A 15,295-nucleotide genomic window follows, 5' to 3' on the forward strand; every position below is an offset into this window, starting at 1 on the left:
ACAGAGATGAAAAAAATTAGATCATATATAAAATTTATAACAGTCTTTACTACAGTAGCCGCACTCAGCGCATGTAATAAAGAATTGAACTTGAAGCCACATGATCAGATTGAGTCTGATCAGGCTATAAACACGTCGGCAGACGTTCAAAGTATCCTTATAGGCGCTTATAACAGAGCAGGTGGCTCTGACGTATATGGCGGAGGATTTTTCCTTGAGCCGGATTTAATGGGCTCTCAATCGGCTATAACCTGGCAAGGCACCTTCCAGGATCTGACCAATATGGTTGATCAGCAAATTACCATCAATAACGCGTTTGTAAACAGTATGTGGTACAATGCCTATCGTATCATTAACCAGGCCAATTACGTTATTGCCAATGTAAGTAAGGTTGATGCAGCCTCCAGAGACAATACCGAAGGACAGGCAGAATTTTTACGCGGCATGACTTATTTTGACCTGGCCAGGATGTACGGCAAAGCATGGAACGACGGAACGCCAACCACCAACCTGGCTGTGCCTCTTGTATTAAAGCCTACCACGGTTATTGGTTCAGATTCGTACCCATCAAGGTCAACTGTTGCCCAGGTTTATCAACAAGCGATAACTGATTTAACGAGTGCCGAAAGTAAAATGGGCACCAGTGTTAGTTTTTATGCCAATAGCTACTCAGCGTCGGCTATCCTGGCAAGACTATACCTGCAGCAGGGAGATTACGCAAAAGCCTTGGTAGAAGCTAATAAAGTTATCAGCGGGGGGAAATACTCATTGGTTGACAATTATGCTGATGAGTTTCCTTTCCCAAATCAATCAGCAACCCACGTTGATAATACCAGCGAGGACATATTTGCAATGCAGGTAACCACCCAGCAGGGTACAAATACTTTTAACACTTATTATGCATCGGCTGATTACGGTGGCAGGGGGGATATTATTGTAAAATCGAGTTTTCTAAACAATTTTACAAGTGGGGATGATCGTCTTTCGGTATATAATGAAGATTCTGACGGGACACTGAGATGCGATAAATTTGATAACCTTTACGGTAACGCTCATGTAATTCGTCTTGCCGAAATATACCTCATCAGGGCAGAATGTAATTCGCGCCTGGGTTCATCATCTGGCGCAACCCCGGTAAGTGATATTAACAAGATCAGGAACAGAGCTGGACTATCTTCGCTTGCTACCGTTACCTTAACTCAAATTTTAAACGAAAGAAAACTGGAGCTTGCATTTGAAGGAGGTTTCTTTTTACACGATGGGAAACGCCTTCAGCAAACTATTGGCGGCGAGGCCTGGAATTCAAATAAACTGGTATTCCCGATTCCGCAAATCGAGATAAATGCCAATAAAAATCTGGTACAAAACCCAGGCTATACTAATTAATTATCCGCTAAATAATTAAAACCCCGGCGATTTAAAATCACCGGGGTTTTTTGTTGCCCTTTAGTGGTCAACGGTTGCCAGGATTGCGAGTTATAAATTCGCAGATTATTAAAGTGAGAATGACAACACGGAGACCAAAAATAGGGTCATGTTGTCGAAGCACACGGGCGAAATCCCCTGCGCGCGGGGCTTCGATAGAATCGGCTGAAAGTTCACGTTATTGCAATTTGCCATGAGTCGGAACAGAACAATCACGTTGCTATGCTTGTCGTTGTATAGGGCTACGAGATTGCCGCGCTAATGCTCGCAAAAGTACAATGGAAAGTTATTATGGATAGTTGCAAAGCATCTATTCGTAAGCTAACAAACATCGCGCAAGATAGATCTTTTGCGATATGGTATGACAAACGTTTACAGGTAGCGGCAAAATAATCTGAGAGTTATATAGCCTAAAACCTCTACAGGGACACTATAATAATCAAACAGTTCAAAAGCAAAGAAGGCCATTCAATACTGAACGGCCTTCTTGCTTTATGATTTATAGCTGGTTGTTTTACTTAGCTTTAAAGCCTTTTGGTTTTTTAACCGGGTAATGTGGTTTACCATTAGGATAAATTTCTGGTGCACCTACCAGGGTCATAGCGCAACGGAAACCAACTTCGGCACTTGATTCATCCTCGTCCATAAACCTGCGTGTAGCTGGGTTCATCCAGTAAGCCAGATCGTTCCATGAACCGCCTTTGTAAACCTTTGAGTGATCGTTAACCAAAGTGGTGGTTCCATAAAGGGTAGTGTTTACGGTATCTTTTTCGCCTCTGAAATCCGGATCGTATTTTTTACCAGAGTCTTTAACCAGGGTTGAAACAGGTGCCGGTGTAGTGCCGTTTGATGGTGCAGCGGCAGTACCATTTGCGCCATTTGGAGGCGTAGCACTGTTAACAGTATTTGGCTGCTGACCTAACTGTAAAGCCAGGTAATCGGCATATTTCATTTTTTTGTTTGATTTAGCCGGATCTTTAATAGGCCTGCCGTATTTATCCTTTGCATACAAACCTTTGGTTGGGTCGGCTAAGCGGTTGTTGGTGTATTGGTTACCACGGAAAGGGTTAAAATCTTCTGTCTCTTCAAAGGAAGTTTGGCGGTAAGTATCCTGCACCCACTCATTAACGTTGCCAGACATGTTAAACAAACCAAAATCATTTGGCGGGTATGAACGTACCGGCGCCGTGATATCGGCCTTGTCATTCAGGTAACCACCAACACCGGCGTTATCACCAGCGCCACGTTTAAAGTTGGCTAATATTAAACCACGGGTTTTGCTTTTTGATGATCTTACGCCCATTCCGTTCCATGCATACATTTTGCCGTCGTTGATGTTTTCAAACTCGGTATTGCCGGCAAGCGCCAAAGCAGCGTATTCCCACTCGGCTTCTGAAGGCAGGCGGTAGGCTTGTTTTAATATACCATCTTCCATACGTACCGGCCTTACCGGTTTTGCATTTTTGCCGGTACCCGCAACAGCATTGGGGCTGATGTTAGGCATCATTTTTTTACCATCAATGCCTGGACCTTTGGTTTGGCCATTGAGGTAAATAACTGTATTAAAAGGTTCAGACGTTGTTCCTGTAGCAGGTGCAGCGCCTTTTTTACCTTTAGCACTCTGATCTTTCCAGGTAACTAACCTGCCGGTTTCACGCAAAATATTTTCGTTTGTACGGTCGGTACGCCATTGGCAATACTCCTGTGCCTGATCCCATGAAACACCTACAACAGGATAATCCTGGAACGCCGGGTGACGCAAGTAGTTATCAACATAGGGGTCATTATATGATAGTGGTTTACGCCATACCAGGGTATCTGGCAGCGCGTTGTAGTATAACTCACGATCCTGTGGGAAAGTAACGCTTATCCAGTGCAGGTAATCCAGCCAATCCTGGTTGGCTACCTCGGTTTCATCCATATAAAATGATGGAACAGATACCCTGCGGCGTACATTGTTATAATCATAAGTTACATCCTGATCTGCACTGCCACCCATTACAAAGGTACCGCCTTCAATAGGCACTAAACCAGGACCGGGTGCCGGGTGTGTTTGCCTGTAGCGCTCATAGCCCCCATTATTTTTGTTGTTATAAACTAAACCGGTCTTTGAAGATTGCGGCGGTTTACTACAGCTGCTTACCAACGCAGCCGCGGCCACAAACACTAAAGCAGTTTTAGTAAAAAGTATTTTCATAATTTTACAATTATATTAAGCGACGTAAATTTAGAAAAAAATGGATATAATGCTAACCCACTTAGATCATTCTTCTAAATATATCAAACCGTTATTGGTGGTTTTAACGCAATAACCATAGAATTGGTTGCGAAAATTTGTTTTATTTGATAAGTTATCAATGAAATGTTCGTTTTAAAACCGGATCAAATTATAACCTTGTATTTATCATTTGAAATAATAAACCTAAATTGCACCCAATGAAGCTTTTTACCGTTCGGAATATCACATTTCTTTCGCTTTATCTATCACCGTTTGTGGCCATTGCGCAAACAAGTACCGATGGAAGCACATTCAGGGGATCGCGGGTGGAGGTGCCCTTTTTAAATATAACACCTGATTCCCGTTCGGGGGCAATGGGTGAAGCCGGTGTAGCTTTATCGCCAGATGTAAATGCCAGTTTCTGGAACCCCTCAAAACTTGCTTTTTTAGAAAGCAACGATGCTGTTTCGCTATCCTATAGCCCATGGTTAAGGCACCTGGTACCCGATATCAGCTTATCCTACCTAAGCTATGCCCATAAATTAGATGAGCGTAATACGCTTGGAGCTTCGTTAAGATATTTCAACTATGGGTCGTTGCAACTGAATGACGACCAATCCAACAGCCAGGGGACATATACCCCCAGCGAATTTTCTTTTGATGTTACTTTTGCCCGTAAATTTGGTGATAACTTTTCATTGGGTTTAACCGGGAGGTATATCCACTCCAGTATTTCCAGTATTTCGTTTGCCACTCCAGGCTCAAGCCAAACGGGTAAACCCGGTAATGCGTTTGCGGCAGATGCATCCATGTTTTATAAAAATACCTATGGCGACGACAATTCGTTTGCTTTTGGGGTTAATATATCCAACATTGGCACCAAGATAAGCTACAGCGATAACGGGCCTAAATATTTTATACCCACAAATTTAAGGTTCGGCGCTGCCAACACCTGGAAACTTGATGATGATAACCTGATAACTGTTGCCTTTGATATCAATAAGCAATTGACGCCATCCCCACCGGTAAGGGATTCAAATGGTGTTATTATCAGTGGTAAAAACGATGATGTATCGGTACCGGCAGGTATCTTTCAATCATTCGGCGATGCACCGGGAGGCTTCAACGGGGAACTCAAAGAGTATAGTTTTTCGCCGGGGGCCGAGTACTGGTATAATAACCAGTTTGCTATAAGGGCAGGCTATCACTATGAAAACCCAAGCACCAGCGACAGGCGCTATGTAACGCTTGGTTTTGGTGTTAAATACGATGTTTTTAATTTCGATTTCTCGTACCTGGCTGCCAGTCAGCAAAATAGTCCGCTTGCCAATACCTTGCGTTTCACGCTGTCGGCAAACTTTGGTGGTACGTCTAATGTGTCAAAATAATGGGTAAAATTAAGGTAGGTTTTGGGTTTGATGTACACCAGTTAAGAGAAAATCACCCATTTGTTTTAGGCGGGGTTAATTTAGAACACCATGCCGGTGCTTACGGTCACTCTGATGCTGATGTGTTGCTGCACGCTATTTGCGATGCCCTGCTTGGGGCCGCCAATCTGCGCGATATAGGCTTTCATTTTTCAAATACCGATAACCGTTGGAAAGGCATCAGTAGCTTGTTATTACTGCAACAGGTGGTAGTGTTGATCAAGGAAAAAGGCTTTAGCATTGGTAATATTGATGCCATGGTATGCCTGGAAGCACCCAAAATAAACCCGCACATTCCGGCTATGAAAATTCATATAGCCAAAGCCGCTTCCATAAGCGAAGAGGATATCTCCATCAAAGCAACCACCAACGAACAATTGGGCTTTATAGGCCGGGAGGAAGGCGTTGTGGCTTACGCGGTTTGTTTGATTGAGCGGGACTGATCGGGGAATTTCTTGCAACTGTTTTAAAATAAAATAGGTCGTCATAGCTTCGATGACAAAAAAAACGCGTCATTGCGAGGCATGAAGCAATCCCGAACTATAGAGAGCAAATCTGAAAGGCCGCTCTTCTTCTTGGGGATTGCTTCGTCGTACCTCCTACCCATGACAAGTTGTTTTTAAGCGGGGCGGTCATGCTGAGCCTGTCGAAGGACGCGCGTAGAGGCCTTTGCCCGCGTGCTTCGACAGGCTCAGCATGACCCGTTTTTTTCGGCGTTGTCATTTCTACCTTCACAGTCCGTGGATTTTACAACTCGCAATGACGGTTTTTTATAAGTCATCGATTAATTATATCCAATAAAAAAGGTGCCCCGATTACCGGCAACACCTCTTCATAACTTCAATATTAGCTTTTAGGATTTCCCTTCCTCTGGTTTATCTTTTTGTATCTTAACATTACCGGTACGTTTTAATACGCCCCAGCCGCTCAGTTCGCCTTTTAGGGCTTTCCTCATTGATTTAAATAGCACATAGTACATCAATTGCCTCCACATAAAGCGTTGCGGTATAATGTAGATGAGCTTCCTGTAATCCTCTTTTTCCATACGGAAAGCGATGATGCCCACAATGAAATCGATAACCACGAAGGCTACGTAGTAGATCAGCATCTTCTCCGGCTTTTCGCCAAACAAGGCAAAGATCATCATCAGATCGGCCAAGGGCGAAAACAATGGCAGGATGATCTGGAAAATGAGGATGTTTGGCATCCCAACCATACCAAAAAACTTGTATTTTTTGTTGAACAGCGCGTCGCGGTTTTTCCAGAAGCTTTGAATTACCCCAAAACTCCAGCGGAAACGTTGTTTAAGCAGCATGTTAACTGTTTCGGGGGCTTCGGTATACGCAATAGCCTCGGCACAGTTTTTTACCACATAACCTTGTTTAAGGATGCGCATGGTTAAATCGCAATCTTCGGCCAGGGTATCATAAGTGAAGCCACCTGCACGGAAAATGGCCGATTTACGGAATGCGCCAATGGCACCAGGCACCACCGTAATGCTGTTGATTAAATCAAAAGCACGGCGATCCATATTCTGGGCGGTGATATACTCTATTGACTGCCAGCGGGTGATGATATTGGTTTCGTTACCCACTTTTACTGTACCCGCAACTGCGCCAATTTCCTCATCGGTAAAATAGCTCATCAGGTGATAAATAGCGTCGTTTTTAAGTTGGGTATCGGCATCAATACATACTACAAAATCGCTGGTAGCATGGGTAATACCAAAGTTGAGTGCCGATGCTTTACCACCGTTAGGCTTGGTCAGGATTTTTATCAATGGATTATCATGGTATGCCGCAGTTACCACCTCAAATGTTTTATCCTTTGATCCATCATCCACAAAAATAATCTCAAATACCGGGTACTCGGTTTTTAATAAGCTTTGTATGGTTGCTACTGCGTTTACTTCCTCGTTATAAGCCGGTACAATGATGCTTACCGGAGGTAATGGTATATCAGCACGGGCTTTGACCGACTTTTTATTTTCGCTGTTTTGCCTAATCGCCAGTATAGCAATTAAAACAATACGGCCAATAGCCAGGAAGATAGCCGATAAAAATACATAGATCAGGAACCAGTTAAAATAGTAATAGCCGTGAACAGCCATATCATACAATGGCGCAAATATGCCTGTGTCACTTTTAACCGGCGGCATCAGGTCATCCTTGGTCTTATCAAGTACATCGGCAATGGTGGTAAACTGGTAGCCGTGTGTTTTAAAGTAATGAATAATTTCTGGTAAGGCTTTTACCGTTTCTTCGCGGGTATCACCACCGGCATCATGCAATAATATCATAGAGCCATTACCTGCCTGGCGGATGGTACGGGCTACAATACTATCGGCTGTTACACCAGGCTGCCAATCCCAGGGGTCGATAGACTCGCCAATGGTGATATAGCTTTGCCTGCGGCTTTCTGCTACCGGGATAACTTCGGCAAGGGTTTCGGGCTCGGCGTCGGCATTAAATGGCGGGCGGAATAGTATGGTGCTGCGCCCGGTAACCGATTCGATGATCTTACGGGTGGCGTTTAATTCCAATACCACGCGTTGTAGACTAATGGTTGAAATATCCGGGTGGAAGAAGGTATGGTTACCAATTTCGTAGCCATCTTCATACTCGCGCCTCAGCAGCTGGATGTTTTTTTCGGCCATGGAGCCTACCACGAAGAATGCGGCAGGGACCTTTTCGCGCTGAAGGATATCTAAAATGCGCGGTGTAAAATCCGGGTCGGGGCCATCATCAAAAGTTAAAACAACTTTTTTGGGCTTATATCCGTACTTACGGATCATGTATTTTGTAGGCAATCTTTTGTATTGCTGCTGCCTAATGGTAAAATCGCTGGTATCAAGCCTAATCGCTATTTCGCCAGTTTGAGGGGTAGTGATCAAATCAAGTACCTCGCCGTCGCCATCATACTCTACGTTTTTGCGGCTGTTTAAACCTACGGAAGTTAACCGTTTCTGGTCGACCCCGGTTTTACGCAATGAATCGATAGACAGGTTTTTCTGGAAAAACGACCATAATCGTGGATCTTCCGTACCCATACGCCATAAGGCTACGCCGCCGGTTGCCCAATCGTCGGCCATGCGGATTACGTTAAAATTGGTGGCAGCATCGGCAAAATAGATAGTATGGTCAAGGCTATCCTTATCCATATACGTAAAATGCGAGTTGGCCGAAACCGGGTCAAAAATGATCTTGCTTTGGTTTTCTTCGGCCGTACTAATGGCTTGCTGATAGCCTATGGATTTTCCTAAACTACTTTCGCGCCAGTCATAGGCCCCTGCTGCAAAGGTTAATATGATCTTTTCGCTGGGTACTTTGCTGCACACATCATCCAGGATCTGTTCAACCCAATGCTGGTTGGATAAGTCGCCGGCGTTACTGTTTTCACTATGCTCGTCAATGGCCATAATGAAAAGGAAATCGTTTACGTGCTGTAACCTTACAATGTCGTAGGTATCGTCTTCGGGCACAACGTTTTGTGTAACCAGCAGGTTTTGAGCCTTTAAAGTAGCGTAAAGCTCGTTTTGAAAAGCAACATAGTGTTTGCTGTTACGGTCCTTAATCTCATCCAGATCAACGTTGATTCCCTTGAACTTATACTTATGGAGCGCGTTTACAATACTTTTGATAAAGCCAGCCCGCAGCTTTGGGTTTTTAAAGATGCGTTCAACATCCTTAAAATCGTAACCGCCGGCCTGGTTATTGATATTTACATAGTTTGATAATGTAAGTATAATAGGTTTGTTAAGTTTCTTATTAAGGTTGACGATGCCTGTATCAACCTTGGTAATAACCGTATCAACATTTGGGGCGATAGAAAAACCTTCACTCACTACCATATCCAGCTTGTTCATATTATCAAGCAAGGAGTAATAGGCCTGCGGTTCCCAGGGGCGATAAAAAGCAGCGTTTATACGGTCTTTATTATTGGGGTGCTTGCGTTGATGGATACGCTTGGTGCGCTCCATTTTTTCAAGCTCGCCTTTTTGTATTTTAAACGACCGGTATTTGGTTGATTTTTTAATTTGCTCAAGCTCTTCCTTCGACATCCTTTTGGGAGCAGGGTCGAGACTCGGAAGATCGGGATAGTACGTTGATTTAATTGTTACTATTACGGCAATGATACCAATAACGAGGAAGGCTAACAAAAAGCGGCTAAGCCACTTGAAACGGTTCCATCTGCCTGGGGTATCTGCTTGAAAAACTTGCTTGCTTGAGGACATTAATAAGGTTACTTTTAATAAAAGTATTGGTAACGAATGAAGATATGATGAATGGTTACTGCCTGATTATTGGCGTGTTTTGCCCGGCTCAATGCCCGAAAAATCAACGCCGCACTTGCAGTTACCGCCGCAGCTTTTTTTAGCTGTAAGGCTTTTATACATCATCCTGCCGATATAAAATATAGCGCCGGCAAAAAGTAAAATAACTAAGATTACCTGGATGTTCATGTTACAAAAATACTTAATTTTTAATATATACGTATAGACTTATCCAATAGTATAAAGTTTAACACGGCATAAAGGCAATTGTTCCGCCAACCCAGTCAAAATCTTTATTATATCGCACCCCAATCATTTTTCCGCGGCTTAAACGGGCCAGGTTTATAGCCAGCGTTGGCGTTTCATCACCATTGGGCCAAAGGTATAAAAGCCGAATCTCGGCCTTTACACCACCATCAGGTGCCTGTACAACAGGCTCGTAATTTACTTTTTCCTGCAATATCCAGTTCTCCGGATCTTTAATGCTGCGGATATCATCTAAAGTAACATCAATAATAACCCCCTGGCCCGCAAAGGAGAAAAGGGGTTTTAAAACGTAGTTTTCTAAATCGGCGGGGATGAGATCAACCTTATGCAGGAATTGTGTTTTGGGAATATAATCGCCTTTCAAAAACGGCATGGTAAACTTGCTGACGCGGTAAAACCAGTTAGGGTGCGTTATCCACTCCACATCCAATGCCTGTCTTATATCAACAACTTTGTCAAATATCTGCGGATCGTTATCTATCTCATCAAATATCAGCCGGTTATAAATACGACGAATCTGCTGTTCTGCACCGTCGTCGGTTTTATAAAACAGGTTTGTACTGTGCTGTATCAAATCGCTTAATGATATTACCGGGATGTTTAGGTACTTTTGGGTGAGGTAAAAATCAATAACTGTTTTTTGCTCGGGGGCGTTAACATCCATCAATACCACCTCTTCTGGTTTGTAATCGCCAACAATGGTTCTTTTAAGTAGGGCGAGGTATTCGTATCTGTTTAATCCATTAAAGAATATGGTTTCGTTATCTGCGATATCAAAGATCTCCTTGTAAGTGTCGCCCAATAAAACCTGGAAACCATATAACGATGGGAAGCCCTGTAGCTCTATGAGCTTTGGAACAATATTGCCGACATCGTCTTTACAAATCCCAAAATCTAAGGCGATGAAATGGGGATGGTCGTTTTCGTTGGCTACCCGCCATTTATCGGGAATGGCGCGCTCTGTGAGCTCTTTAAAATCGGGCTGCAAAATGGTGGCTATGATATCATTGCCCGCGGCAATCAGTCTGTCCCTAAAATCGGCAGTAAGTAAAACAGGGGTTTCGGCAACGCGGAATTGCACGGGCGTATGCAGGCCCTGGTTAAGCTTATCTAAAAACTGCCCGTACTTCTTTTTGGTAAAGCCGGCATTGAATTTTTTCCTGGCAGATGGGTTCATAGGTGTGATTATTAGCCCCTCTAAATCTCCCCCGGTAGGGGAGACTTTAAAGTCCTTCCTTCCGCGATGGTGGGGAGGGGCTTGTTACAAACAAACTTAACTAATTTAGTTCAAGGTTTTAATTCGCTACAAAAAATCCTTCCTCCAAAAATCTTTGCTCCTTGCTCCAAAAAGAGTCCAAAAGTCTTTTGTCCAATAATCCTTCGTCCAAGAAAATAATATTTCATTAATTTGCTGTGTCAATTAAAACTTACAACTGGCATTTTTGCTTAATTGTTTAATGTATAAAAAGAAAATAGCCGTTATAGGCGGCGGAAGCTGGGCAACAGCCAATGTTAAAATGCTGGTTGATAATACTACCGAAAAGGAAGTTTTTTGGTGGATGCGTAACGCGCAGGCGGTTGAGCACCTGCATAAATTTGGTCACAACCCCTATTATTTAAGCTCGGTTGAGATAAAACTGCCTAAAGAAAATATTTCTACAGATTTAAAAAGCCTGATACAGGTTGCCGATATTGTTTTGCTGAACGTACCCGCCGCTTTTTTGAAAGAGGCGCTTACGGGAATTACACCTGCCGACCTTGCCGGTAAAAAAATAGTATCGGCTATTAAGGGCATTGTACCCGATGAAAATTTAATTATTGGCGAGTTTTTGAACCAGAAATACGGGATTTCATTCGAGGATTTTATAGTGATCAGCGGGCCATGCCATGCCGAGGAGGTTGCATTGGAAAAACTTTCCTATTTAACCATAGCTTCTGGTGATGCCGCTCTTGCTGCCGAATTTGCCAGCCTCATTAATACCCGTTATATTAAAACCAACGTATCTGACGATATTTATGGTACTGAGTGGGGAGCTGTGTTAAAGAACGTGTATGCCATAGCCGGAGGTATTTGCCATGGTGTTGGTTATGGCGATAACTTTCAGGCGGTATTGATTTCAAACGCAATACGGGAAATTGAGCGTTTTGTTGATGTGGTACACCCTATTGACAGGGATATCAAAGAATCGGCCTACCTGGGCGATTTATTGGTTACTGCCTACTCGCAATTTAGCCGTAACCGTACTTTTGGCAATATGATAGGTAAGGGGTACACAGTAACATCGGCCCAGTTGGAGATGAACATGATTGCCGAAGGTTATTATGCAGTAAATTGCCTACAACAGGTTAATAAACAATACAAGGTGAATATGCCTATTTGCGATGCTGTATACGCTATTTTATATCAAAAAAAGTCCCCTGTGCAGGAAATGAGGAATTTGGCCGATAAATTGAGTTAGTAAAATAACATTAACTCAATTTATTATGAAAAATCTATTCAAAATAGCATTAATTGCTGCCGGACCATTTGTTATTTCACCCGTATTTGCCCAAACTCATAAGGATACTACCTTTGGTCAAAAAATAAGTAAAACCGCCAAAAAAGTTAGCCACACAACCAAAACTACCGCTGTAAAGGTTGGGCATAAAACATCGCAGATAGCCGCTAACAGCGAATCGACAATTGTAGACAAAAAATATAACGGAAAAGTAGCGCCGGGCAATCACAATGTTTACATCGACAAAAACTCAAAATACTACTACGTTAACAAAAAAGGCCATCGGGTTTACGTTAAAGAATCTCAACTGATTAATAAGCCTGCTCATTAATTTTTTATATCTTGAGGGTAAAAGGCATCAAATAACCTATCATGAAAAAATATCCCTTAATATTGGCCCACGCAGTAGGCGCGCTTATATTGTTCTCTGTTGCTTGTAACAGCAATAATGGCAGCAGCCCGGTAAATAAAAAATTGCTTGGTAAATGGAAGGCAAAAGATGGCGAAACCAAGCTGGAAATTACAGATAAAGGTTTTACTACCGATGATGGGCAGCCAATTACGGAAGATTATTTTGTGAAAAACGATACCATTTTTACGTCGTACCAGGGTAGCAGGCCTTTTACCAAATTCCTGATTAAAAACCTGGATGATCATAAACTTACCCTGTTTTATCCGGATTCTGATATTGTGGAGTTTTCACGGTAAGGAAGATTTATGATTATGCCTTTGCGAGTAATAAAATCAGCGGATTGTGAAGGTGGGAATGACAAAGCGACGAAAAACTTACGAAGTTTTTAAAACTTCGTAAGTTTGGATCTACAACTTGCCATGGGTGGGTACGAAGCAATTCCGTTGCTATACTTATTAGCTCTGTATGGCGACGAGATTGCCGCGCTGCACTCGCAATGACATATTTGGGTGGCATTCCTTAAAAAAACAAAAGCCTTCATAACTGCTGGCGGCAGTTGAAGGCTCTGTTAACAAAACTAAACTAAAACTTGCTTCCTTACCAGGGGAAGCTCATGAAAACTATCTTTATTATTAGAGTCAAGAATTAAGAGTCAAGAATCAAGATAGAGCTACAATAGCTGTTTTTGATTCCTGGCTCTTTTTAATTTAATTAGAATCAAAATTTAAGGAAACCGCGTTTGCAGTTGTCTTAACTCTTGATTCTAATCTCTTGACTCTAACTTTAGAATCTTCTTTTGCGTTCCGGACGATCTTCGCGGGGTTTGCCAGAGAAATCGCGGAAACCGCCGCCACCTTCTCTGCGTTCGCCACCACGGTTATTGCCGCCATCGCGCCTGTCGCCACCACGGTAACCACCGCCACCTTCGCGACGTTCGCCACCACGGTAACCGCCTTCGCGACGTTCGCCGCCACCACGGTAACCACCACCACTGCTTTCACGACGATCGCTTGTACCTTCGCCGGATACTTCTATCCTTACAGGGCGGCCTTTGTACTCGGCACCTGCAAAACCTGCATTTACTTTCTCAACGTCCTCGTTAGGTACTTCAAAGAAAGAGTAAACACCTTTTACATCTATTTTACCAACCGAACGGCCGCTAATTTTTGATGTGTTGCAGATGTAACCTAACAGATCGCCACGGTTAAACTCATCAACAGAACCCAGGTTGATAAACAAACGGGTGTAAGCCGATGGGCCGCTTGACGCGCTACGTGGACCACGGTCATCACGCTCTCTTATGCGTCCTTCTTCAACGCTTGCGTTCAAATCAGGGGCATTTTGATAATAGTCAAGGAAACGGTTAAATTCAATTGAAGCAAAACGTTTAATAAAATCTTCTTTGCTAAAATCTTTAAACTCATCAAGGATGCGCGGCAGGTATTGCTCAATTTGCTCTTCGTTAACAGTTACGTTATGTACTTTGTGAACAATAGAGAATAATTGTTTTTCGCAAACATCAAAACCGGTTGGGATTTCTGCTTTAACGAATTTTTTACCTATAGTGCGCTCAATCTGGCGTATTTTGCCTAATTCCTTTGCGTTAACAATTGAAATAGATACACCGGTTTTACCTGCACGGGCTGTACGACCGCTACGGTGAGTGTAATTTTCAACTTCATCTGGTAACGAGTAGTTAATAACGTGTGTAACATCATTAACATCAATACCACGTGCGGCAACGTCTGTAGCAATTAATAACTGCAGGTTACGCTCGCGGTAGCGTTTCATTACCTTATCGCGTTGTTGTTGCGAAAGGTCACCGTGTAATGAGTCGGCATTGTAACCGTCTTTGATCAGGGCCTCAGCAATATCCTGTGTTTCAATTTTGGTACGGCAAAATACAATACCAAAAATATCAGGGTTAAAATCAACAATGCGTTTAAAAGCGGCATACTTATCACGGGCACGTACTATATAGTACTCATGCTCAATGTTGGCATTGCCGGTATTTTTTTCGCCCATGGTAAGCTCAAATGGATTATCCATGTACTTTTTAGCGATACGCCTAACTTCTGCAGGCATAGTGGCCGAGAATAGCCAGGTTTTTTTCTCGTTTGGCGTGGTAGATAAGATATTATCAATGTCTTCCTGAAAGCCCATGTTGAGCATTTCATCAGCTTCATCCAATACTACAAATTTTACCCTCGAAAAATCTATCGCCTTACGGTTAATGATATCAAGCATACGGCCTGGTGTGGCCACAACGATCTGTACGCCGCGTTTAATCTGGCGTAACTGATCCATAATGCTTGCTCCGCCATAAACGGCAACAACGTGAACGTTGTCCATTTTTTTGGAGTAATTTTTAATGTCGTTCGTGATCTGTAAACAAAGTTCACGTGTTGGGCATAAAACAAGTGCCTGTGGATGATTTTCTTCGAAATCCAGCAGTTCTAATAATGGTAGGCCAAAGGCAGCAGTCTTACCGGTCCCGGTTTGGGCTAATCCGACAAAATCGTTGCTGCCTGTTAACAATACCGGAATTGACTGTTCCTGGATTGGCGTAGGGTTTTCGAACCCTAACTCAGAGATGGCATTAACAATATCATGACGGATTCCCAGTTGAATAAATGGGTTCATGAATTAAAATAACGAATTTGGCAACATCGCCAAATCGGGCGCAAAGATAGCGCTAATATTTTTAAAAAGCAATAAGGATAAACAATCAGTTTAACTTTTTGGCAATTATTTTCATTTTAATGCTAAATGCCT

Annotated in this window: 11 protein-coding genes; 6 read left to right on the forward strand and 5 right to left on the reverse strand. The window is 42.9% G+C overall.

The genetic code is table 11. The features are described from left to right. Positions 1-6 precede the first annotated feature (6 nt). Entirely contained in the window at positions 7-1,386 is a 1,380-nt protein-coding gene (locus FHS10_RS12525) for a RagB/SusD family nutrient uptake outer membrane protein (protein ID WP_259091085.1), read from the forward strand. A gap of 553 nt (positions 1,387-1,939) precedes the next feature. On the opposite strand, the gene FHS10_RS12530 is transcribed toward FHS10_RS12525, so the two are convergent. After that, entirely contained in the window at positions 1,940-3,622 is a 1,683-nt protein-coding gene (locus FHS10_RS12530) for an SUMF1/EgtB/PvdO family nonheme iron enzyme (protein ID WP_259091091.1), read from the reverse strand. Between the two features lie 239 nt (positions 3,623-3,861). On the opposite strand from FHS10_RS12530, the gene porV reads away from it, so the two are divergent. Further along, complete coding sequence (gene porV, locus FHS10_RS12535; RefSeq protein WP_259091097.1) at positions 3,862-5,031, forward strand: type IX secretion system outer membrane channel protein PorV; 1,170 nt, start codon at positions 3,862-3,864, stop codon at positions 5,029-5,031. Then, positions 5,031-5,513, forward strand: coding sequence for a 2-C-methyl-D-erythritol 2,4-cyclodiphosphate synthase (gene ispF, locus FHS10_RS12540; protein ID WP_259091102.1), 483 nt, complete (start codon positions 5,031-5,033; stop codon positions 5,511-5,513). Before porV ends, ispF begins: the two co-directional genes overlap by 1 nt. A gap of 410 nt (positions 5,514-5,923) precedes the next feature. On the opposite strand, the gene FHS10_RS12545 is transcribed toward ispF, so the two are convergent. The 3 genes from FHS10_RS12545 to FHS10_RS12555 all read right to left on the reverse strand — a co-directional run bounded on the left by FHS10_RS12545 (position 5,924) and on the right by FHS10_RS12555 (position 10,787). After that, entirely contained in the window at positions 5,924-9,304 is a 3,381-nt protein-coding gene (locus FHS10_RS12545) for a trifunctional glycoside hydrolase family 18/polysaccharide deacetylase/glycosyltransferase family 2 protein (RefSeq protein WP_259091114.1), read from the reverse strand. A gap of 66 nt (positions 9,305-9,370) precedes the next feature. Further along, positions 9,371-9,532, reverse strand: a complete 162-nt coding sequence (locus tag FHS10_RS12550; RefSeq protein WP_259091116.1) for a FeoB-associated Cys-rich membrane protein — start codon at positions 9,530-9,532, stop codon at positions 9,371-9,373. A gap of 58 nt (positions 9,533-9,590) precedes the next feature. After that, on the reverse strand, positions 9,591-10,787 hold the full coding sequence (locus FHS10_RS12555) for a hypothetical protein (protein WP_259091118.1): 1,197 nt from the start codon (positions 10,785-10,787) through the stop codon (positions 9,591-9,593). Positions 10,788-11,067: 280 nt separating this feature from the next. Here FHS10_RS12555 and FHS10_RS12560 point away from each other — a divergent pair, with 280 nt between their 5' ends. From FHS10_RS12560 to FHS10_RS12570, 3 genes are read left to right on the forward strand one after another with little or no spacing between them, the layout of a single operon-like run. Next, positions 11,068-12,069 (forward strand): NAD(P)H-dependent glycerol-3-phosphate dehydrogenase, encoded by a 1,002-nt coding sequence (locus tag FHS10_RS12560; protein ID WP_259091120.1) that lies wholly within the window; start codon positions 11,068-11,070, stop codon positions 12,067-12,069. Positions 12,070-12,094: 25 nt separating this feature from the next. Continuing rightward, the gene (locus FHS10_RS12565; RefSeq protein WP_259091122.1) at positions 12,095-12,439 is read left to right on the forward strand and encodes a hypothetical protein; all 345 of its coding nucleotides are present in this window, start codon (positions 12,095-12,097) and stop codon (positions 12,437-12,439) included. Positions 12,440-12,480: 41 nt separating this feature from the next. Next, on the forward strand, positions 12,481-12,816 hold the full coding sequence (locus FHS10_RS12570; RefSeq protein ID WP_259091124.1) for a hypothetical protein: 336 nt from the start codon (positions 12,481-12,483) through the stop codon (positions 12,814-12,816). A 487-nt stretch (positions 12,817-13,303) separates the two neighbouring features. On the opposite strand, the gene FHS10_RS12575 is transcribed toward FHS10_RS12570, so the two are convergent. Next, on the reverse strand, positions 13,304-15,163 hold the full coding sequence (locus tag FHS10_RS12575) for a DEAD/DEAH box helicase (protein ID WP_259091126.1): 1,860 nt from the start codon (positions 15,161-15,163) through the stop codon (positions 13,304-13,306). Positions 15,164-15,295: the final 132 nt, after the last annotated feature.

Origin of the sequence: Mucilaginibacter dorajii (genome assembly GCF_024808255.1) — a bacterium.
In the GTDB taxonomy this organism is placed as follows: Bacteria; Bacteroidota; Bacteroidia; order Sphingobacteriales; family Sphingobacteriaceae; genus Mucilaginibacter; species Mucilaginibacter dorajii.

What these genes read in the sequence shown, in the direction of transcription:
- FHS10_RS12575 (WP_259091126.1), bottom strand. Translation starts at nt 15,163, where the DNA reads ATGAACCCATTTATTCAACTGGGAATCCGTCATGATATTGTTAATGCC.
- FHS10_RS12555 (WP_259091118.1), bottom strand. Translation starts at nt 10,787, where the DNA reads ATGAACCCATCTGCCAGGAAAAAATTCAATGCCGGCTTTACCAAAAAG.
- porV (WP_259091097.1), top strand. Translation starts at nt 3,862, where the DNA reads ATGAAGCTTTTTACCGTTCGGAATATCACATTTCTTTCGCTTTATCTA.
- FHS10_RS12550 (WP_259091116.1), bottom strand. Translation starts at nt 9,532, where the DNA reads ATGAACATCCAGGTAATCTTAGTTATTTTACTTTTTGCCGGCGCTATA.
- FHS10_RS12565 (WP_259091122.1), top strand. Translation starts at nt 12,095, where the DNA reads ATGAAAAATCTATTCAAAATAGCATTAATTGCTGCCGGACCATTTGTT.
- FHS10_RS12530 (WP_259091091.1), bottom strand. Translation starts at nt 3,622, where the DNA reads ATGAAAATACTTTTTACTAAAACTGCTTTAGTGTTTGTGGCCGCGGCT.
- FHS10_RS12545 (WP_259091114.1), bottom strand. Translation starts at nt 9,304, where the DNA reads ATGTCCTCAAGCAAGCAAGTTTTTCAAGCAGATACCCCAGGCAGATGG.
- ispF (WP_259091102.1), top strand. Translation starts at nt 5,031, where the DNA reads ATGGGTAAAATTAAGGTAGGTTTTGGGTTTGATGTACACCAGTTAAGA.
- FHS10_RS12525 (WP_259091085.1), top strand. Translation starts at nt 7, where the DNA reads ATGAAAAAAATTAGATCATATATAAAATTTATAACAGTCTTTACTACA.
- FHS10_RS12570 (WP_259091124.1), top strand. Translation starts at nt 12,481, where the DNA reads ATGAAAAAATATCCCTTAATATTGGCCCACGCAGTAGGCGCGCTTATA.
- FHS10_RS12560 (WP_259091120.1), top strand. Translation starts at nt 11,068, where the DNA reads ATGTATAAAAAGAAAATAGCCGTTATAGGCGGCGGAAGCTGGGCAACA.